A 14,831-nucleotide genomic window follows, 5' to 3' on the forward strand; every position below is an offset into this window, starting at 1 on the left:
AGCATATAAGGACGTAGACATGAACAGATTACTAACTAAGTCTCTGAAAAATAAACTAGCAAAGCAAACCGTGCTTCTTGGAGCGCTATTGTGTTCTTTCAATAGTTGGGCGGCAAAGGAAGTGACCATCGGTTATCAGGGCATGTACAACCCAATGAAGTTTGCCATCGACCAGAAATTGATTGAGGCGGAAACTGGCTACGACATTAAGTGGCGCAAGTTTGATTCAGGAGCACGCGCGATTACGGCAATGGCGGCAGGCGCTGTCGATATGACAGTGGCGGGCTCAAGCCCGATTGCTAGTGCGGCCAGTAACGGTGTCGACATGGAGTTGGTTTGGGTGATGGAAAACATCGCCGATGCAGAAGCCTTGGTGGTTAAAGAGGGTAGCGGCATCGCTTCTCCGGCGGATCTTAAGGGTAAACGCATTGCCGTACCGTTTGTCTCAACAACCCATTTTCATATGTTGTTTGCCCTTGAGCAGTTTGGTTTGACCGAGCGCGATGTCAAACTGATTAACATGCAACCGAACGCGATTATGGCGGCGTGGCAACGTGGTGATATTGATGGCGCGTTTATTTGGGATCCGGCTCTGGGCCAAATCAAGCAAGATGGTCGCGTGCTGATCAGCTCTAAGCAGTTAAGTGCCTGGGGCAAGCCAACCTTTGATGGCATGATTGCCAATAAAGCGTTTGCCGCGGCTAACCCGGAATTTATCACGCAGTTTATCTCTGTGGTCTCTGGAGTGGATGCACAGTACCGTGCGGGTAAAGACAGCTTCTCAGCACAAGACCCAATGGCGGTCTCGGTTGCCAAGCTTGCCGGTGGCGAACCAGAGGGTGTGGTTGAAGCAATGAGCCTTTATGAGTTTTTGGATGTTGAGACACAGTTGTCATGCCAGTGGCTAGGCTGTGGTGTTGAAGGTGGTGCTAGCCAAGCCCTTAAAGCAACCTCAGAGTTCTTGCTCAAAGAGAAGAAGATCTCGGCACTTAAGCCTGATTACAGTGTATTCATTAACCCAAGTTATGCGGCTGCAGCTGTGTCTCAGTAATGGCCTAACCTGCTAATACCGACAAGGAAGTAACGTATGACTGCAGAAAAAACATTAAAAATTCAAGATGTCTCGGTGATCTATGAGGATCATCAAGGTGGTGAGCCAGTGCGAGCACTTTCCGGTGTCAACTTAGAGATAGAGCAAGGTGAGCTGGTGGTTGCACTCGGAGCCTCAGGTTGTGGTAAGACGACCTTGCTCAACCTGATGGCCGGGTTTATTCAGCCAACGGAAGGCTACTTGACTCTGGGTAACTCATCGATTGAAGGTTTACCTCGAGTCAGCATGGGGCGTGAAATTGGCGATCAAATCACAGGACCAGGGGCTGATCGAGGTGTTGTGTTTCAAAAGCATGCGTTGTTTCCTTGGTTGGATGTGATTGAAAATACCGCTTTTGGTCTGAAGCTCAGAGGGGTTGATAAAAAGCAGCGCTTGGAGCGCGCGGCGAAGTATTTAAAACTGGTTGGGCTTGAAGATTTCCATCACCACAAAATTTATCAGCTCTCCGGCGGGATGCAACAGCGAGTGGGCATTGCGAGAGCCCTGACTAACGACCCGAGTATTCTTTTACTTGATGAGCCGTTAGGCGCACTCGATGCCTTAACTAGGGAAACTCTGCAAGAGCTGTTGCTCGATGCGTGGCAAGCCACCAATAAGATGATGTTTTTCATTACCCACAGTGTGGAAGAGGCGCTGTTTATGGCCTCACGCTTAATTGTGATGTCGCCAAGACCCGGAAGGATCACCCACAGCTTTGAGTTAGATTTTAACCGACGCTTTTTGGAGTGTCGTGATGCTAGGGCAGTCAAGTCTATGCCGGACTTTATCGAGATGCGAGAGACAATCTTATCCATTATTCACCAAGACGAAGTGCCGGAGGTAGCCTAGTATGAGTGACGTACTGTTAGCGACAGAGACTAAGAATTCTGCAGGGAGCCTGGAGACTAGCCAAAAATCAAGCGCTGAGCCTGAGCAAAAACAGGACAGTCAACTGCATAAGACGCCACCGTTTTTTGCTCTTATCCAGGCGATAAAGCGTAGGACATTAACCAAAGGAAACTATTATGGTGAGCCCGGGCAAGGGGACTCACGGTTGGTGTCTATTTTGGCGACTTGCTTCTTTATCGGCTTGTGGGCTTTGGTGACAGAGATGGGAATGGTGAAACCGCTATTTCTTCCGTCTCCTAGTGCGGTTATCGAGCGCTTTGTTGACTTAGTGGTCAATGGTTTCTCTGGTGTTTCATTGGCTGAGCATCTTAGTGCTAGCTTAAGCCGTGTGTTTGGTGCCTTTTTGCTCGCGGTAGTGACCGCAGTGCCAATTGGTATCTTAATCGGCGCGAATGTATGGGTTCGCGGTATATTTGACCCATTGATTGAGTTTTATCGCCCACTACCGCCTCTGGCGTATCTACCTTTGGTTATTATTTGGCTTGGTATCGATGAAACCAGTAAAGTGACCCTAATTTACCTTGCGATGTTCGCCCCAATTGCTTTGAGTGCCAGAGCGGGCGTGAACTCGGCGCGCAGTGAGCAGATCCAGGCTGCATACTCGATGGGCGCGAGCAAAGCCCAAGTGCTTTATCATGTGATCATTAAAAGTGCCTTGCCAGAGATATTAACCGGGCTAAGGATTGGTATCGGCTTTGGTTGGACGACACTGGTAGCGAGTGAGATGGTCGCTGCTGAGGCGGGTATCGGGTTTATGGTACTTAACGCGGCAGAGTTTCTGGTCACGGACGTGGTGATAGCAGGGATTATCATCATTGGTGTGATCGCCTATGCTTTTGACCTTTTGATGCGCTATCTAGAGAAAAAGCTGGTGCCTTGGAAAGGTTTTTAACTGAGCGCACCAAATCAATCAAAGAGGCTAGGGCTCTAGCCTCTTTTGACACCCTCGGTTAAGAGGACACGGGTCACATTTAGGAGTCTTGTTACAAAATTGCTGACCATGCTCAACCATTAAGCCATGAAAGTAGTCATACCTATCGCGCTGGTGGAATAAGGCAGAGTGCATAAGTGCGCGAAATTGGTCATAGCTCTTCGGTACATCGAGGCCATAGCGACTGAAGATCCGTCTTGCGTAAGCATCAATCACAAACGAGGGTTTATTCAGAGCATAGGTGAGGATCACGTCGGCAGTTTCATTGCCGATACCTTTGACCTTGAGCAGCTCTGTCCTCAATTCCGTCATTTCTCGAGTAAGTAGTGGGTCAATTTGATAGTTGTATTGCTTAAACCACGCTAGTAGAGACTTGAGTTTAATCGCTTTTTGATTGTAATAGCCACTTGAGCGAATCAGATCAGCAAGCTCGCCTTGCCCGAAACCTTCTATCGCCTGTGGGATGAGGGGAGAGGGTAAATTGCTGAGGGCCTTATCTACGTTTCGCCAGTTGGTGTTTTGCACCAGTATTGCGCCAACCATTACCTCAAATGGGCTTGTACTTGGCCACCAGATAAAATAACCATAGTGGTGTTCTAGTTGATTAAACACGTCCGATATTAACTTGGAAGTTGACATTTTCCGTCTCACTGCAAGGTTACCTCAAGGCCACTAGGGTAAAAGTGTAGCCAGTGATGGCTAAATTGGCTTGCGTTTGTTTTTTACTGGCGTTTAGTATTAGCGCTTGGAAAAAACAAAATGGATACTTTAGATGCCGCTAACACAGTTTATTGCTCGACTTAACGCCGAGCCAACCGAGATTCAATTTGGCGAAACCATGGCCGTCATTGACGCAGTGTATGACTTTACTCCCACTGATTTTGCTAATGGTGCAGTGGAAAATCTAGCAGGGACAAATAACGGCTCGTGTAAAATTCTCGCTTTTGGTCAGCTGCATGGTTTGAACAAAGAGCAGACACTGAGCTGTTTTGGTGATTACTACCGCATTGACGTGTTGGGTAATCCTTCAGGCGATGACCACGCCAATATTCGTAACTTTATCCTTCACGGTTGGGAAAAAGTAAGTTTCAAAGGTCAGCCGCTGGTGGAAAAACGTTAAGTTAAACCCACGCCAATCGAGATAAAGTGGGGTTATACAAGCCACTTTATCTCATTCGCAAAGTAGGCCACCTGGTTATAACACCCTCATTTGATTAAATTTTGTCAAGTTAGTTACTCAGTTGCTCTTACAGTGCACAATTTGCATCAGTAACATAGATTGCTCTATTAAGTTTTGATAGATTAACGACGTTCAAATAAATTAGACCCATTGTCCCTCTGGATACTGAAAATGACCTTTTGAGAACGTGGGGTAATTCTTTTTGTGGACACGCTCATCCAGTCACGTATTTGAGCGCTGAATCCAAGCCGTAGAAGAAATCATTGGAAAACCTATGAAATATGTTCCTTTTAGAACGATCGATGCTCTGTTCGTTAAAATGTCAATTAACGATAAGATGTGGCTGTTATCAGCGATCTTCCTTGCTGCAACACTGACACTCGCGACAGGGCGCTACTCTGCCCAACTAGCCTCTTTTGAGCAACAAGCCATCGCAAGTACCCAAGCAAGAGCAGAAGGGATGGCCGCCGTCCTAGGCAATGATCAAACGCGTTTGCCGCAAAATGTCGATATCACTCGCAATCCATCACCGTCAAACTTTGATGGTCATACTGCAACTGCTAGCGCTCGACTCGCTTCAGGGGAGCATATTCGAGTGCGTGATGATTATTCCGCTGATTACTCTCTGCACAAACAAGCTGCACGTAATACATTATTGCTAAGCCTGTTGTGGATTTTACCGTTTGCACTGTTTTGTTATTGGGTGACGTCGTTTATTAACGGTGCTTTGTGGATCCTATACAATACAACTAAGAAGATCTCCCAGGGGGATCTGACCTCGCGCTTAGGGCTTAGATCGGGTCGCGATGAGTTTGGCACGATTGGTTGTGAGCTTGACTCTGCGATGGATAAGCTGGCTAATTTGATCAACGTAGTTAAGGGCAACGCCAATAACTTGGATAGTCTGTCTGAGGCATTTACTCATGTAGTGGCAAAGAATGAGTCTGAAATTGATGATCAGTGTGTTTCGCTTGACTCCGTCGCAACCGCAATGGAGGAAATGACGGCCTCATCAAAAGAAGTGGCGATGGTCGCAAATCAGGCAACGGAACAAACGGAGAAAGACGCCGAGTACGTTGAATCTAGTCAGCAACGCGTTGTGTCTTCGATGCAGGAAATTCGCCACTTAAGTGAGCTAATTAAGCAAACCTCAGTCTCGGTTGAAAGCCTTAATAATGGCACGACTCAGATTAATGAGGTGATCACAACCATCAACGCTATCTCAGAGCAGACCAACCTTCTGGCTCTGAATGCGGCGATTGAAGCGGCTCGTGCTGGCGAGCAAGGGCGTGGTTTTGCAGTGGTTGCAGATGAGGTACGCACCCTTGCCGGTCGTACCCAACAAGCCACCGTTGAAATCCAGACGATGATTGAAAAACTTCAGGCAGAGAGCCAGAGTATCGCAACTATCACTGATCAGACGGTACAACAGGCGCAGACAAGCAGTGATCTGGTGTCGGAAATTGGTGGCGACGTGAGCCGAATTGCCGAATCAGCTCGCTCAATGATTGCAATGAGTGTACAGATTTCCGGTTCGGCACAAGAGCAGAGCGCCGTTGCAAGCGATATTGCAGAGCAACTAAGCAACGTTCGCAATCATGCCAACAGTATGAAGAAGCAGATTAGTGGTAGTGCAGAAGGCGTGGCGCAGGTTGGTAATGCTTCAGGCGAAATTGGTCAAGTGCTATCAGACTACCATACCGATTAAATCGTTACTGTTTAGGTGACAAAGGAGCGTATAGCGCTCCTTTTTTAGGGCCGAAAAGTAATATGACACCTGCGCTGAGCATAACTGGCTCACGGGAATCTGATCGTTTCGTGTTAGGTTGTTTGGTCTATATGTCGGTATCAGTCTATAGAAAGACCTGTATACTCGAATTTGGCAAATACCAGTCATTGTCTTAGCCTTAACTTACTAGGTTATGTAAGAGATTCGCTATGTCAGAGCAAACATCTATCTATTGGCCAGATTACTATCACCCGAGAAATGCGCGTATTCATGTCAAAAGCCAGGTGATCAGTGACAATTCACCTGAAGTGATTTGGCGCTGCTTGGTCAACGCTGCATGCTGGCCGGGCTGGAAGCACAGTAGAACATCGGTACAGATCATTCATGGCGATGGACATTCTCTGGAGCGGGGAACGGCGTTTCTTTGGAAGGCAGGTTGGCTTGCCTATAACTGCACGGTTGTTGAATATCAGCCACTGCAACGCATTGCTTGGAAGGGTCGCTTGGGAAGCACTGAAATGTATCATGCCTGGGTGATTGAGCCGTTAGAGCAAGGGAGCCGCGTGATCACCGAGGCCACTCAGCGCGGCGGGATGACCTGGTTAACACGCCTCTACCAACCGGCTCGAATGCAAGCCTATCATCAAAAGTGGCTGCAGTGTTTAACCGAACAAACCAGTTGTAGAAGCAAATAAGCCAAGCGAATGGCTTGGCTTATGTAGATCGAAAATTCAGGCGTAAAAAAAGCGCTATTTCCCGTTAACTAAGCGCTTATACAGTGAGTCTTTCAATACGGCTCGGTCATGCTTGAGCTGGTGCATTTGGTCATCGCCAATTGGGGCACCGTTAAGTTCAAGGGTGCGGATCTGCTTATCGATCGCATCGTACTCCTTCATACTGTTGAGAAAGTCTGCATCGGTCTCTTTAAGTTTGTTGATCGCAGCTTCGTGCTCAGGAAAGTCGTTGTTGAGAGAGTGTACTTCACCTAACATAGTGTCTCCTTTCGTAACCGTTGGTTTTGCATCGCTAAACACAGTATAGAAGACAAGCGTGAGTTTGCTGGACCGTTACATTTTGCTGTTTAGATGTATGATCGATCGCACGCTCCGATACCTTGAGTAATAGCTCGAATAACGAGTCAAACAGTGCGTCGATTCGAGCTATTTGATACAGCAAACTCGCCCGTACTAACGGTGTCTGGCAAAGTGTCGATTGGCGCGTGTTTGATCTTGGTAACGCATCTGTAAGTTAGACATCAATTTCTGCCATTTTTCTGCTAGGTGGTACTGTTGAGCAGCGAGCAATTGGTTTTGTGCTTTCTCTATTGTTTTTGTTGGCATACTTAGATAAAGGTTGTTGAGTAATCCTCGCTCAAACTCTTGCTCGCTTTTGACCGAGCCAAGCTCACAGCATAGACCGTAAGCATAGGTTCGCGCTGCTTGTGTTTCTGGTGAAGAGACCTCAGTCTCACATAACTGGTTGGTTAATAGTTTCAACCTCTCAAATGCTATCTTCATCGCCTTGACCCCGCGGAAAGTTTATACAAATTCATCTATTTAAAGGTTATGCCTTAGCTAAACTTAGAAAAGGTTGTTTTTGGTCAAAAAACACCCAGGTGTGGTACGTTCAAGATCACTAATTGACGGCATTTATTGGTTATTGATGAATTTGTAGGTTGGGCATCGCAACTTTGTGGTATGTCACATCAGCCAAATCAATGAACCAATTGAAATAAAACACCACAAGCTTATGCCAAGCAGCATTGGCTTAAAGCCGGCTGCTTTGAGTTTATCAATAGAGATGCCAGAGCCGATTAAGAACAGGCACAACACGAGTGTTTGCTTAGCCACAGAGAATATACCTGAATAGAGTGGTTCAAATTGTGGTAGCCAATCACTGAGCAAGATTGCGAGGCAGTAGAAGAGGATAAAGTATGGAATGCTCACCTTGCCGTTGTCGCTGCGAAAAATCAGCGCACTGAAAAAAGCCACGGGTACAATCCAAAGAGCTCGAGCAAGTTTGAGGGTAGTAGCGGTGAGCAGCGCTTGCTCACCATAGGCAGACGCTGCTCCAACAACCGAGGAAGTATCGTGTATCGCGATGGCAGCCCATCGGCCAAAGGTGACTTGGTCTAAATTCAAGGCATGTCCTATGACCGGAAAGATAAACAGAGCGATCGAGTTGAGGACAAAGATAGTGGCGAGAGCAAGCCCAATCTGTTGATCTTTAGCTTTGATGGCGGGTGCGACGGCTGCAATGGCACTACCACCACAAATTGCGGTTCCGGCAGAGATTAAATAACTCATGACCGTGTCGAGTTGAAGCAGCTTTGCCAGTAGCATACCCAAGGCAAAGGTGGCGGCAATACTAGTGACAATCAGACCAATACCGTCACCGGTAACGACTAGAGCCTGTTGTAGACTGATGCCAAATCCTAAGCCAATAATTGAGTAAGACAGTAGTTTTTTGGTCCATTTGCCAACCGGGAAGTGGGTTGGCACCATGCCAAAAGAGGACAAAGCGAAGCCCAGCGTTAAAGCCATAGGCGATGACACCCAAGGTGTTAGACACAGGAGTCCGGTAATATAAAATAAGTATTGTCTATTCATGTTCGTTTATTCGAGGAACTAAAGTCCTGTTCCTGTGCAGTCTTTTATGTAATCGCAAGTGGTATAGGTTCTCTGTTTTTTAGGCGTGCTTGGCCATCGTACTCAATAAGCCGCTAGCTAAAATAGAGAGTGCGGCGATTGGTTTTGAGAGAATGAAAGCATAATACATGGAAAATAGGTTTAATTAAATTTAAACTTATTTTATCGATGTTTAACAGAATTTAACTATGGCTTCAGGAATCACACTCCGTCAGTTGACGATATTTTTGTATGTTTCACAGTCAGGTAGCCTGAGTGATGCTGCAGCAAAACTCTGTCTGTCAAAAGCGGCGGTCAGCATCGCGATTTCGGAGCTGGAGAAGCAGCTCGGACATACTGTGTTTGATCGTACAAATAATCGCCTTCAGCTAAACCATCAAGGTAAACAGTTACAGCCGTTAGCGGATGAGTTACTGGCAAGGCACGCAGAAATCGAGCAATTAGGACAACGAGAATACGCGTCCCTAGCAGGGTTGAAACTTGGAGCAAGTCAAACCATTGGTAATCACCTGTTACCCTATATCTTAGCTGGGTTGAACGAGCAACATCGGGACGATGATACGCAGGGTGATAAACTTGGTTTGATTGACTCAAATATACAAATTACCAATCATGAATCCTTATGTGACCAGGTAGCGGAATTTAAGTTAGATATTGGCATAACTGAGGGGCAGGTGAGTCATTCAGATTTAGTGGCGTTGCCTTTTGCCAGTGATGAAATGGTGATTGCCTGCCCGCCAAATAGCAGATTGTGTCACGATGGCGCAATCAGTCTACATCAGCTATCTGGCCAAAAGTGGCTGCTGAGGGAACAAGGTTCGGGCAGTCGAGAGTATTTTATCAAACACGTTTCGCCGTCACTTGCGAGTTGGCGAGAGGTCTATCAGTTTAACTCTGTAACAGCCATTATCAATGGCGTCAGTGCGGGGCTGGGTTTTTGCTGTTTATCAAACTTATCGCTTGATGCGAGTCGAGTCGCGGAGAAGCTGCAGAGAGTGAAGTTAGACAAGCCTTTGATGCGTGAGTATTCGATTGTACTGCACAAAAAAAAGTTTCGCAGCGTTGGGCTCAATCAGTTGGTTGGTTTTATGCAAAGCTGGGCCAAGAGCCAATCGTGAGGCGGAAGCGGTTAGTCCTGGTCGCGGAATAGGGCTTGAAGGGCGTCTAACTCATCCTCGGTTAATAGAGTTTGAGGTTGAGAGCGACGTAAATGCAGCTCCTGCTCGAGACGGATTAATTGCTCGCTCGAAAGTCGGCCGACTTGAGAAATGAGTTCACTGAATTTTTCGTTATCCATAAGGCTTATCTCACTGCTGCTCGCTTTTGTTGTATTCATTTGGTTGCACATGGCCGCTCTCATCGCGGGACCTTGTATTCTCAATGGACAAAAAGCATACGTCTAGCACGTCATTTACAAAACAAGGTTTGGACAGGTTTATGTCAAGTCTGTGCAAAGTCAGGCGATTTTGCGCAACCCGACTCTTATTAAAGTTAGGATCTAGCACGCCGTTATCCAAGTTGTATATCCGTTAATTGGCACAGGATCTCATTTCATTCATCGTCAAGACTTGGCTTTGCGGTAGTCAGAAATCTGGCCACTTAATGAAACAATGTGACTCAGATTGTCATTTAGATAAATATAGTGTGACTGGGTTGATGTCAGGTATTTTGCACTGCACTATGCGACAAGCTAATGAAATCATTATCAAGTGAAGTAAGTAAATGCGAAGTGAGAAAGAAAAAATGTTGGCCGGTGAGGCTTATGATGCGTGGGATGAGACCTTATACAACGAGCGTATTGAGTGTCGTAAAACCCTGATGGAGTTAAATAACTCACTTCCCAATTCTGAACAGTGGCGAAGCGCGATCGACAAGCTTATCCCAGGCTCTGAGCAAGCATTTCTTGAACCCCCTTTTCGTTGTGATTACGGCTACAACATCAAGCTTGGTAAAAATTTTTATGCTAACTTCAGCTGCGTGGTGCTCGATGTCGCCCCTGTCGAGATCGGCGACAATGTAATGTTTGCGCCAAACGTACAGATTTACACCGCAGGTCACCCCCTTGATGTTCAGCAGCGAGTGGTCGAAGGGGTTGAGTTTGGTCAGCCAATCACCATAGGTGACAATGTTTGGCTTGGTGGAGGGGTTATCGTCTGCCCAGGCGTCACGATTGGTGACAACACAGTGGTTGGCGCTGGCAGCGTGGTCACCAAAGACATACCAGCCAATGTCCTCGCCGCAGGCAACCCATGTAAAATCATCCGCCCAATCGATAACAACCAGTAAGTAATGTTGACGCAACTGCCCAAGCTTGCATCTATCACAAGTTGGCGTACTACGAAATTGACCTCTGTTTGGTAACTCCTCGAAACCCGGAACGAAGTGTAACCCGCCCCTCGCCAACTAAGATAGCGTTAGTGGAGTTTTCGCATACTACCCATGCGATAAAACAGCAGAGAAAACAACAGCAGTCCACAACCCACAAGTTTGGTTGCCGGCATGGCTTCGGCGTACAGCATAACGCTAAGTACTACGGTCCAAACTGGCTCAAGTAGCATCAAAATGGCGGCTGAGGTTGGCTGGGCAAATTTTTGTCCGCTAGTTTGCATTACATAGCGGATGCTGGTGGCGAGCAATACGCTCAACGCAAACCATTTCAGTGTCGTTGCCGAGAGGGTGCTCGGCCATTGCTCGACCGCGGCTGAGAGCAGTGTACCAATCACTCCAATCACAAACAGTTGAATAGTGGTTAGCGCCAGTGGTGGGATGGTAGAGGCGTATTTGCTGTTGAGGTTAAAGTGAACGGCCAGTGCCATCGCAGAGAGTAAAAACAGTAAATGGCTGCTCGCGAGTACGAATCCACCATCGTAAGAGAGCAAAAAAAGCCCAAGCGCAGCAATGGGTAGTGACCACCAAAATAGGCGAGTGGGCCTTTGCCCGAACATCATCCAAGCGACGATGGGAACGAACAGCATTGATAGGCTCATAATAAACGCGCCTTCACCCAAGGTATCTGAGATAGAGATGGCGTAAATCCAACAGAAAATCGCACACCCAAGGACAACCCCAACCCCCATCGCTGATGATAAAGCGTTGCGTGGGATCCGACGCAGTGTTTTAAAACAAAATGGCAATAGGAAAACGCTGGCAAGAAAAAAGCGTGTACCAATAAACATAAACGGTGGCATCTCTTGCACCGTCTCTTTTGAAAACACCCATCCTGCAGCAGCAAGCAGGGTGGTAAGAACTATGATTATGTCGCCTTTGTTGATCATTATCATCGGGATAGGGTTGGGAATCTCTGGGTTGCTATGATACTGCAACACGAGGTTTGCTACCTATTAGTTATTCGTGCGTAGGAACTAAAAATTACTAATCGATGATGAAGGCTTCTTATGCTGATGAAAGACGTGTTAATGAAAGAGAGCAACCTACCGACACACAGGGTAGCTCGTTTCGGTAAGTTCGCATCCCTCGCTACGCGAGTGGCGACAAACGTAGTGACAGAAGGCTCTAAACAGTGGTTTAAAGGACAACGCCCCAATATGAAAGACTTGGTGCTGACACCACATAATATGAGTCATCTAGCGGATCAGCTTGCCCAGTTGCGTGGCGCAGCTATGAAGCTTGGCCAAATGCTCTCGATGGATGCAGGGGAGCTGATTGACCCAGATTTGGCAGAAATTCTCGCGCGATTGCGCTCTGAGGCCAATCCAATGCCAGCAAAACAACTTACACAGGCGCTTGAAGATGGGCTTGGTGCCCATTGGAAACAGAATTTCTTGGCGTTTAACTTTAAACCTGTCGCCAGTGCATCGATTGGCCAAGTCCATCACGCCTATGCTGAAAACGGCGACTCGCTGGCAATTAAGGTCCAATATCCCGGGATTAAAGAGAGTATTGATAGTGACGTAGATAACGTTGGTACGCTGCTCAACATGGTGGGCTTGATCCCACAAGGGGTAAACTATTCCGACTTACTTGACGATGCTAAGCAGCAGCTTCATTTTGAGGCTGACTACCAGCGAGAGGCTGAATTTGCTGAGCGTTATAGGCAGTTACTTGCCGGAGATAGCAACTTTGTTGTGCCCAAAATTATCCGCCAATGCTCAAGCGATAGTGTGTTATCGATGGAGTACCTCGATGGCATTGCTATCGAAGACTTAGTCGGACACGATCAGGCGACCCGTGACCATGTTATGACCAAGTTACTCGAACTGCTATTCAAAGAAATTTTTGAATATCGGTTGGTGCAAACCGACCCTAACTTTGCCAACTACCTTTACTTAGAAAAGACTCAACAGATTGGTTTGCTTGATTTTGGCGCCACAAGGGAGTACGACGAACGAATTTGTGATGGTTATCGGTTGGCCTTCACTGCGGTAATGCGCAGTGATAACCAAGGTCTTAACGCCGCGCTAGAGCAGATAGGTTTTTTTAGTGAAGAGATTGCGGATGAGCAGAGACAATCGATTCTTAATTTGGTCTCGATTGCCTGCGAGCCGATGTTAGTGAAAGGGCGTTACAACTTTGCCACCAGCGATTTGGCACCAAGGCTTCGCGATGCTGGAGCAGCGCTGAGTTTGGAGCAGGGATACTGGCATACACCCCCGGTGGAAGCGCTATTTTTGCATCGTAAGATTGCTGGGTTGTATATGCTTGCTGCTAGGTTGGGAGCGTGTGTTGACATTGGTGAGCTGATAAAAACGCATCTAGAGTAAGTTTTGTCGCCTTTTAGCACCGATGGTAGCTAGTACTAAAAGGCTTCCTTCATATTGTTTTGGACATTCCTAACGCAATTTAGAATACGAAATTCAACATAATGGTATATAGATTAGCTTCTGGTTCACTAACTGGCCCCCTAGGAGTACTAAACGCGCCAATGTAACCGTTATGTGCTTTAAAGCGTTGCCACTCTGCGTTAATAGACACATTACTTAACACGTCGTAACGAGCCCCTAAAGCGAAACTGTTACCGGACTTTTTGTCGTCTGTGTACTGTTGACCAAAAACTGCATAAGGTGTGAATTTGTCAATATTATATTCTACCGCAGTATACCATGACGCACGTTCTTCATTTTTTTGAGCTTCAAGGGTGAATATAGCTTGTTTCCAATCATACTCAATACCTGCCCCGTAGAGTTTTACATTCTGTCGGTCAGGTTCAGGAGTGTAGAACGGAGGTGGCGGTGTAAGTATTGCCGTCGACTCATAAGTTGAGTCGAGATAAGTCAAATTTAGTCGATAGTTGTCCCCTGTAAATAGAGCATTAACCCCCCAAAGGTTTTGTGTCTCTAGTTCTAGACGAAAGGTGTCGTCGAATCTCGCTTCATTGTCTTTCTTAAAACCAACGTATGGAGTAAGAGATAGACTCAGAGAATCTGTTACATCGGTATACCAAATAGCGCTAAGACCATCAAACGAGGTTATACCAAGTGTAGAATTATAAACTTCAGTAGGTGGACGCGCATAAGTGTATGCATGACCAACATAGAAATATTCAGACTTCAAGAATAACGGCAAACGTAGGCGACCTGCTCTAAACTCAAAGTCGTCCCATTCATAGCCTATATAGGCCCATTCGAGCTCAGGGTCATCCCAGCTGTCTTGTGGACGTTTAACAATTTGGGCTGAGGCTTTAAATGACTCATAGTAAAAGTCGAGTTGAACACCCAAGGTGGTGTCACAGTCAAAACAACTTGAATCGTCAATATAGCGGTTAATTAGCAATTGGGTTTCATTGTCACTTTTCGCCCAAGAGGTACTACCAAAGCCACTGACCGATAAATAATCATTAATTTCTATCGCAGCTAGTGCAGGGCAAGTGAGCAACCAACTCGATAATAGCAAGATATTCTTATTCATATTATTTCTCCGCGCCCACTACATAGATGATATTGGCATTGTCAGGAACTAATTCGAGAGGTGCATACCCGATTCGACTGGGATCGTCACCTAGCCAATCGATCAACATCTCGACATCGCTACCACGGATGACTTTGGGTGGCCTAGCCTTTCCAGAAAAAGACAAACTTGCCCAGTGTGCATTCATTTGGGCGACGGTTTTGCCTAATAGAGATTTGTAAAAGTCGGCTCGCACATTAGTACCTTCCGGCCAGTCAGACAGCTCGATTCGCTCGCCTTGAAGTTTTTTAGTTTTCCCTCGATAAAGCTTTTTAGCCTTACTCACACTCAGTTGCTCAAACTCTGGGTTAAGAGAGATGATCGCAAACTGCTCAGAGGCAGACAGAGCGAAGGATGTGGATAGAGGAGCGATGCCTAACAACACTGCTAAATAGGCTGCTCGATTAAAAAGTGTTCTCGAAAAAAGTCTTTTCATAGTT

General features: G+C 46.6%; 17 protein-coding genes. 9 read left to right on the plus strand and 8 right to left on the minus strand.

Translation table 11 applies throughout. The features are described 5' to 3' along the window. Positions 1 to 19 precede the first annotated feature (19 nt). Genes tauA through ACZ5R2_RS19010 form a run of 3 tightly spaced genes read left to right on the plus strand, consistent with a single transcriptional unit; the run spans position 20 to position 2,891 of the window. Positions 20 to 1,051 carry a taurine ABC transporter substrate-binding protein gene (tauA, locus tag ACZ5R2_RS19000; protein ID WP_464903043.1) on the plus strand — a complete coding sequence of 344 codons (1,032 nt, stop codon included), beginning with the start codon at positions 20 to 22 and terminating at the stop codon, positions 1,049 to 1,051. 36 nt (positions 1,052 to 1,087) lie between these two features. Beyond that, positions 1,088 to 1,939 carry a taurine ABC transporter ATP-binding protein gene (locus ACZ5R2_RS19005; protein ID WP_464903042.1) on the plus strand — a complete coding sequence of 284 codons (852 nt, stop codon included), beginning with the start codon at positions 1,088 to 1,090 and terminating at the stop codon, positions 1,937 to 1,939. Between the two features lies 1 nt (position 1,940). Next, positions 1,941 to 2,891 (plus strand): ABC transporter permease subunit, encoded by a 951-nt coding sequence (locus ACZ5R2_RS19010; RefSeq protein ID WP_464903041.1) that lies wholly within the window; start codon positions 1,941 to 1,943, stop codon positions 2,889 to 2,891. A gap of 27 nt (positions 2,892 to 2,918) precedes the next feature. Here the strand turns inward: ACZ5R2_RS19010 and ACZ5R2_RS19015 are convergent, their stop codons facing one another. Then, positions 2,919 to 3,569: an endonuclease gene (locus tag ACZ5R2_RS19015; RefSeq protein WP_464903040.1), complete on the minus strand. Its 651-nt coding sequence runs from the start codon at positions 3,567 to 3,569 to the stop codon at positions 2,919 to 2,921. A 133-nt stretch (positions 3,570 to 3,702) separates the two neighbouring features. Between ACZ5R2_RS19015 and ACZ5R2_RS19020 the strand changes: the two genes are divergently transcribed. From ACZ5R2_RS19020 to ACZ5R2_RS19030, 3 genes are all read left to right on the plus strand, one after another. After that, positions 3,703 to 4,050 carry a HopJ type III effector protein gene (locus ACZ5R2_RS19020; RefSeq protein ID WP_464903039.1) on the plus strand — a complete coding sequence of 116 codons (348 nt, stop codon included), beginning with the start codon at positions 3,703 to 3,705 and terminating at the stop codon, positions 4,048 to 4,050. Between the two features lie 334 nt (positions 4,051 to 4,384). Then, the gene (locus ACZ5R2_RS19025; RefSeq protein WP_464903038.1) at positions 4,385 to 5,818 is read left to right on the plus strand and encodes a methyl-accepting chemotaxis protein; all 1,434 of its coding nucleotides are present in this window, start codon (positions 4,385 to 4,387) and stop codon (positions 5,816 to 5,818) included. A gap of 230 nt (positions 5,819 to 6,048) precedes the next feature. Beyond that, positions 6,049 to 6,534, plus strand: coding sequence for an SRPBCC family protein (locus ACZ5R2_RS19030; RefSeq protein ID WP_464903037.1), 486 nt, complete (start codon positions 6,049 to 6,051; stop codon positions 6,532 to 6,534). Positions 6,535 to 6,588: 54 nt separating this feature from the next. On the opposite strand, the gene ACZ5R2_RS19035 is transcribed toward ACZ5R2_RS19030, so the two are convergent. The 3 genes from ACZ5R2_RS19035 to ACZ5R2_RS19045 form a co-directional block, all read right to left on the minus strand. Then, entirely contained in the window at positions 6,589 to 6,831 is a 243-nt protein-coding gene (locus ACZ5R2_RS19035; protein ID WP_438458804.1) for a YdcH family protein, read from the minus strand. Positions 6,832 to 7,026: 195 nt separating this feature from the next. Beyond that, positions 7,027 to 7,356: a hypothetical protein gene (locus tag ACZ5R2_RS19040; RefSeq protein ID WP_464903036.1), complete on the minus strand. Its 330-nt coding sequence runs from the start codon at positions 7,354 to 7,356 to the stop codon at positions 7,027 to 7,029. A 183-nt stretch (positions 7,357 to 7,539) separates the two neighbouring features. Continuing rightward, positions 7,540 to 8,448 (minus strand): YeiH family protein, encoded by a 909-nt coding sequence (locus ACZ5R2_RS19045; RefSeq protein WP_464903035.1) that lies wholly within the window; start codon positions 8,446 to 8,448, stop codon positions 7,540 to 7,542. 227 nt (positions 8,449 to 8,675) lie between these two features. Between ACZ5R2_RS19045 and ACZ5R2_RS19050 the strand changes: the two genes are divergently transcribed. Next, positions 8,676 to 9,605, plus strand: a complete 930-nt coding sequence (locus ACZ5R2_RS19050; RefSeq protein WP_464903034.1) for a LysR substrate-binding domain-containing protein — start codon at positions 8,676 to 8,678, stop codon at positions 9,603 to 9,605. Between the two features lie 11 nt (positions 9,606 to 9,616). Here the strand turns inward: ACZ5R2_RS19050 and ACZ5R2_RS19055 are convergent, their stop codons facing one another. Further along, on the minus strand, positions 9,617 to 9,823 hold the full coding sequence (locus tag ACZ5R2_RS19055; protein ID WP_464903033.1) for a hypothetical protein: 207 nt from the start codon (positions 9,821 to 9,823) through the stop codon (positions 9,617 to 9,619). Positions 9,824 to 10,209: 386 nt separating this feature from the next. Here ACZ5R2_RS19055 and ACZ5R2_RS19060 point away from each other — a divergent pair, with 386 nt between their 5' ends. Beyond that, positions 10,210 to 10,773 (plus strand): sugar O-acetyltransferase, encoded by a 564-nt coding sequence (locus ACZ5R2_RS19060; RefSeq protein WP_464903032.1) that lies wholly within the window; start codon positions 10,210 to 10,212, stop codon positions 10,771 to 10,773. 128 nt (positions 10,774 to 10,901) lie between these two features. On the opposite strand, the gene ACZ5R2_RS19065 is transcribed toward ACZ5R2_RS19060, so the two are convergent. Beyond that, positions 10,902 to 11,768 carry a DMT family transporter gene (locus tag ACZ5R2_RS19065; protein WP_464903666.1) on the minus strand — a complete coding sequence of 289 codons (867 nt, stop codon included), beginning with the start codon at positions 11,766 to 11,768 and terminating at the stop codon, positions 10,902 to 10,904. A gap of 129 nt (positions 11,769 to 11,897) precedes the next feature. Here ACZ5R2_RS19065 and ACZ5R2_RS19070 point away from each other — a divergent pair, with 129 nt between their 5' ends. Further along, positions 11,898 to 13,208 (plus strand): ABC1 kinase family protein, encoded by a 1,311-nt coding sequence (locus tag ACZ5R2_RS19070; protein ID WP_464903031.1) that lies wholly within the window; start codon positions 11,898 to 11,900, stop codon positions 13,206 to 13,208. A gap of 79 nt (positions 13,209 to 13,287) precedes the next feature. Here ACZ5R2_RS19070 and ACZ5R2_RS19075 read toward each other — a convergent pair whose 3' ends face one another. Continuing rightward, the gene (locus ACZ5R2_RS19075) at positions 13,288 to 14,352 is read right to left on the minus strand and encodes a porin (RefSeq protein ID WP_464903030.1); all 1,065 of its coding nucleotides are present in this window, start codon (positions 14,350 to 14,352) and stop codon (positions 13,288 to 13,290) included. A gap of 1 nt (position 14,353) precedes the next feature. Then, positions 14,354 to 14,827 carry a hypothetical protein gene (locus ACZ5R2_RS19080; RefSeq protein WP_464903029.1) on the minus strand — a complete coding sequence of 158 codons (474 nt, stop codon included), beginning with the start codon at positions 14,825 to 14,827 and terminating at the stop codon, positions 14,354 to 14,356. Positions 14,828 to 14,831: the final 4 nt, after the last annotated feature.

This window comes from Vibrio sabulosilitoris, assembly GCF_055391395.1.

Coding starts and splice junctions, on each gene's coding strand:
- tauA (WP_464903043.1), top strand. CDS start 20: ATGAACAGATTACTAACTAAGTCTCTGAAAAATAAACTAGCAAAGCAA.
- ACZ5R2_RS19005 (WP_464903042.1), top strand. CDS start 1,088: ATGACTGCAGAAAAAACATTAAAAATTCAAGATGTCTCGGTGATCTAT.
- ACZ5R2_RS19010 (WP_464903041.1), top strand. CDS start 1,941: ATGAGTGACGTACTGTTAGCGACAGAGACTAAGAATTCTGCAGGGAGC.
- ACZ5R2_RS19015 (WP_464903040.1), bottom strand. CDS start 3,569: ATGTCAACTTCCAAGTTAATATCGGACGTGTTTAATCAACTAGAACAC.
- ACZ5R2_RS19020 (WP_464903039.1), top strand. CDS start 3,703: ATGCCGCTAACACAGTTTATTGCTCGACTTAACGCCGAGCCAACCGAG.
- ACZ5R2_RS19025 (WP_464903038.1), top strand. CDS start 4,385: ATGAAATATGTTCCTTTTAGAACGATCGATGCTCTGTTCGTTAAAATG.
- ACZ5R2_RS19030 (WP_464903037.1), top strand. CDS start 6,049: ATGTCAGAGCAAACATCTATCTATTGGCCAGATTACTATCACCCGAGA.
- ACZ5R2_RS19035 (WP_438458804.1), bottom strand. CDS start 6,831: ATGTTAGGTGAAGTACACTCTCTCAACAACGACTTTCCTGAGCACGAA.
- ACZ5R2_RS19040 (WP_464903036.1), bottom strand. CDS start 7,356: ATGAAGATAGCATTTGAGAGGTTGAAACTATTAACCAACCAGTTATGT.
- ACZ5R2_RS19045 (WP_464903035.1), bottom strand. CDS start 8,448: ATGAATAGACAATACTTATTTTATATTACCGGACTCCTGTGTCTAACA.
- ACZ5R2_RS19050 (WP_464903034.1), top strand. CDS start 8,676: ATGGCTTCAGGAATCACACTCCGTCAGTTGACGATATTTTTGTATGTT.
- ACZ5R2_RS19055 (WP_464903033.1), bottom strand. CDS start 9,823: ATGAATACAACAAAAGCGAGCAGCAGTGAGATAAGCCTTATGGATAAC.
- ACZ5R2_RS19060 (WP_464903032.1), top strand. CDS start 10,210: ATGCGAAGTGAGAAAGAAAAAATGTTGGCCGGTGAGGCTTATGATGCG.
- ACZ5R2_RS19065 (WP_464903666.1), bottom strand. CDS start 11,768: ATGATAATGATCAACAAAGGCGACATAATCATAGTTCTTACCACCCTG.
- ACZ5R2_RS19075 (WP_464903030.1), bottom strand. CDS start 14,352: ATGAATAAGAATATCTTGCTATTATCGAGTTGGTTGCTCACTTGCCCT.
- ACZ5R2_RS19080 (WP_464903029.1), bottom strand. CDS start 14,827: ATGAAAAGACTTTTTTCGAGAACACTTTTTAATCGAGCAGCCTATTTA.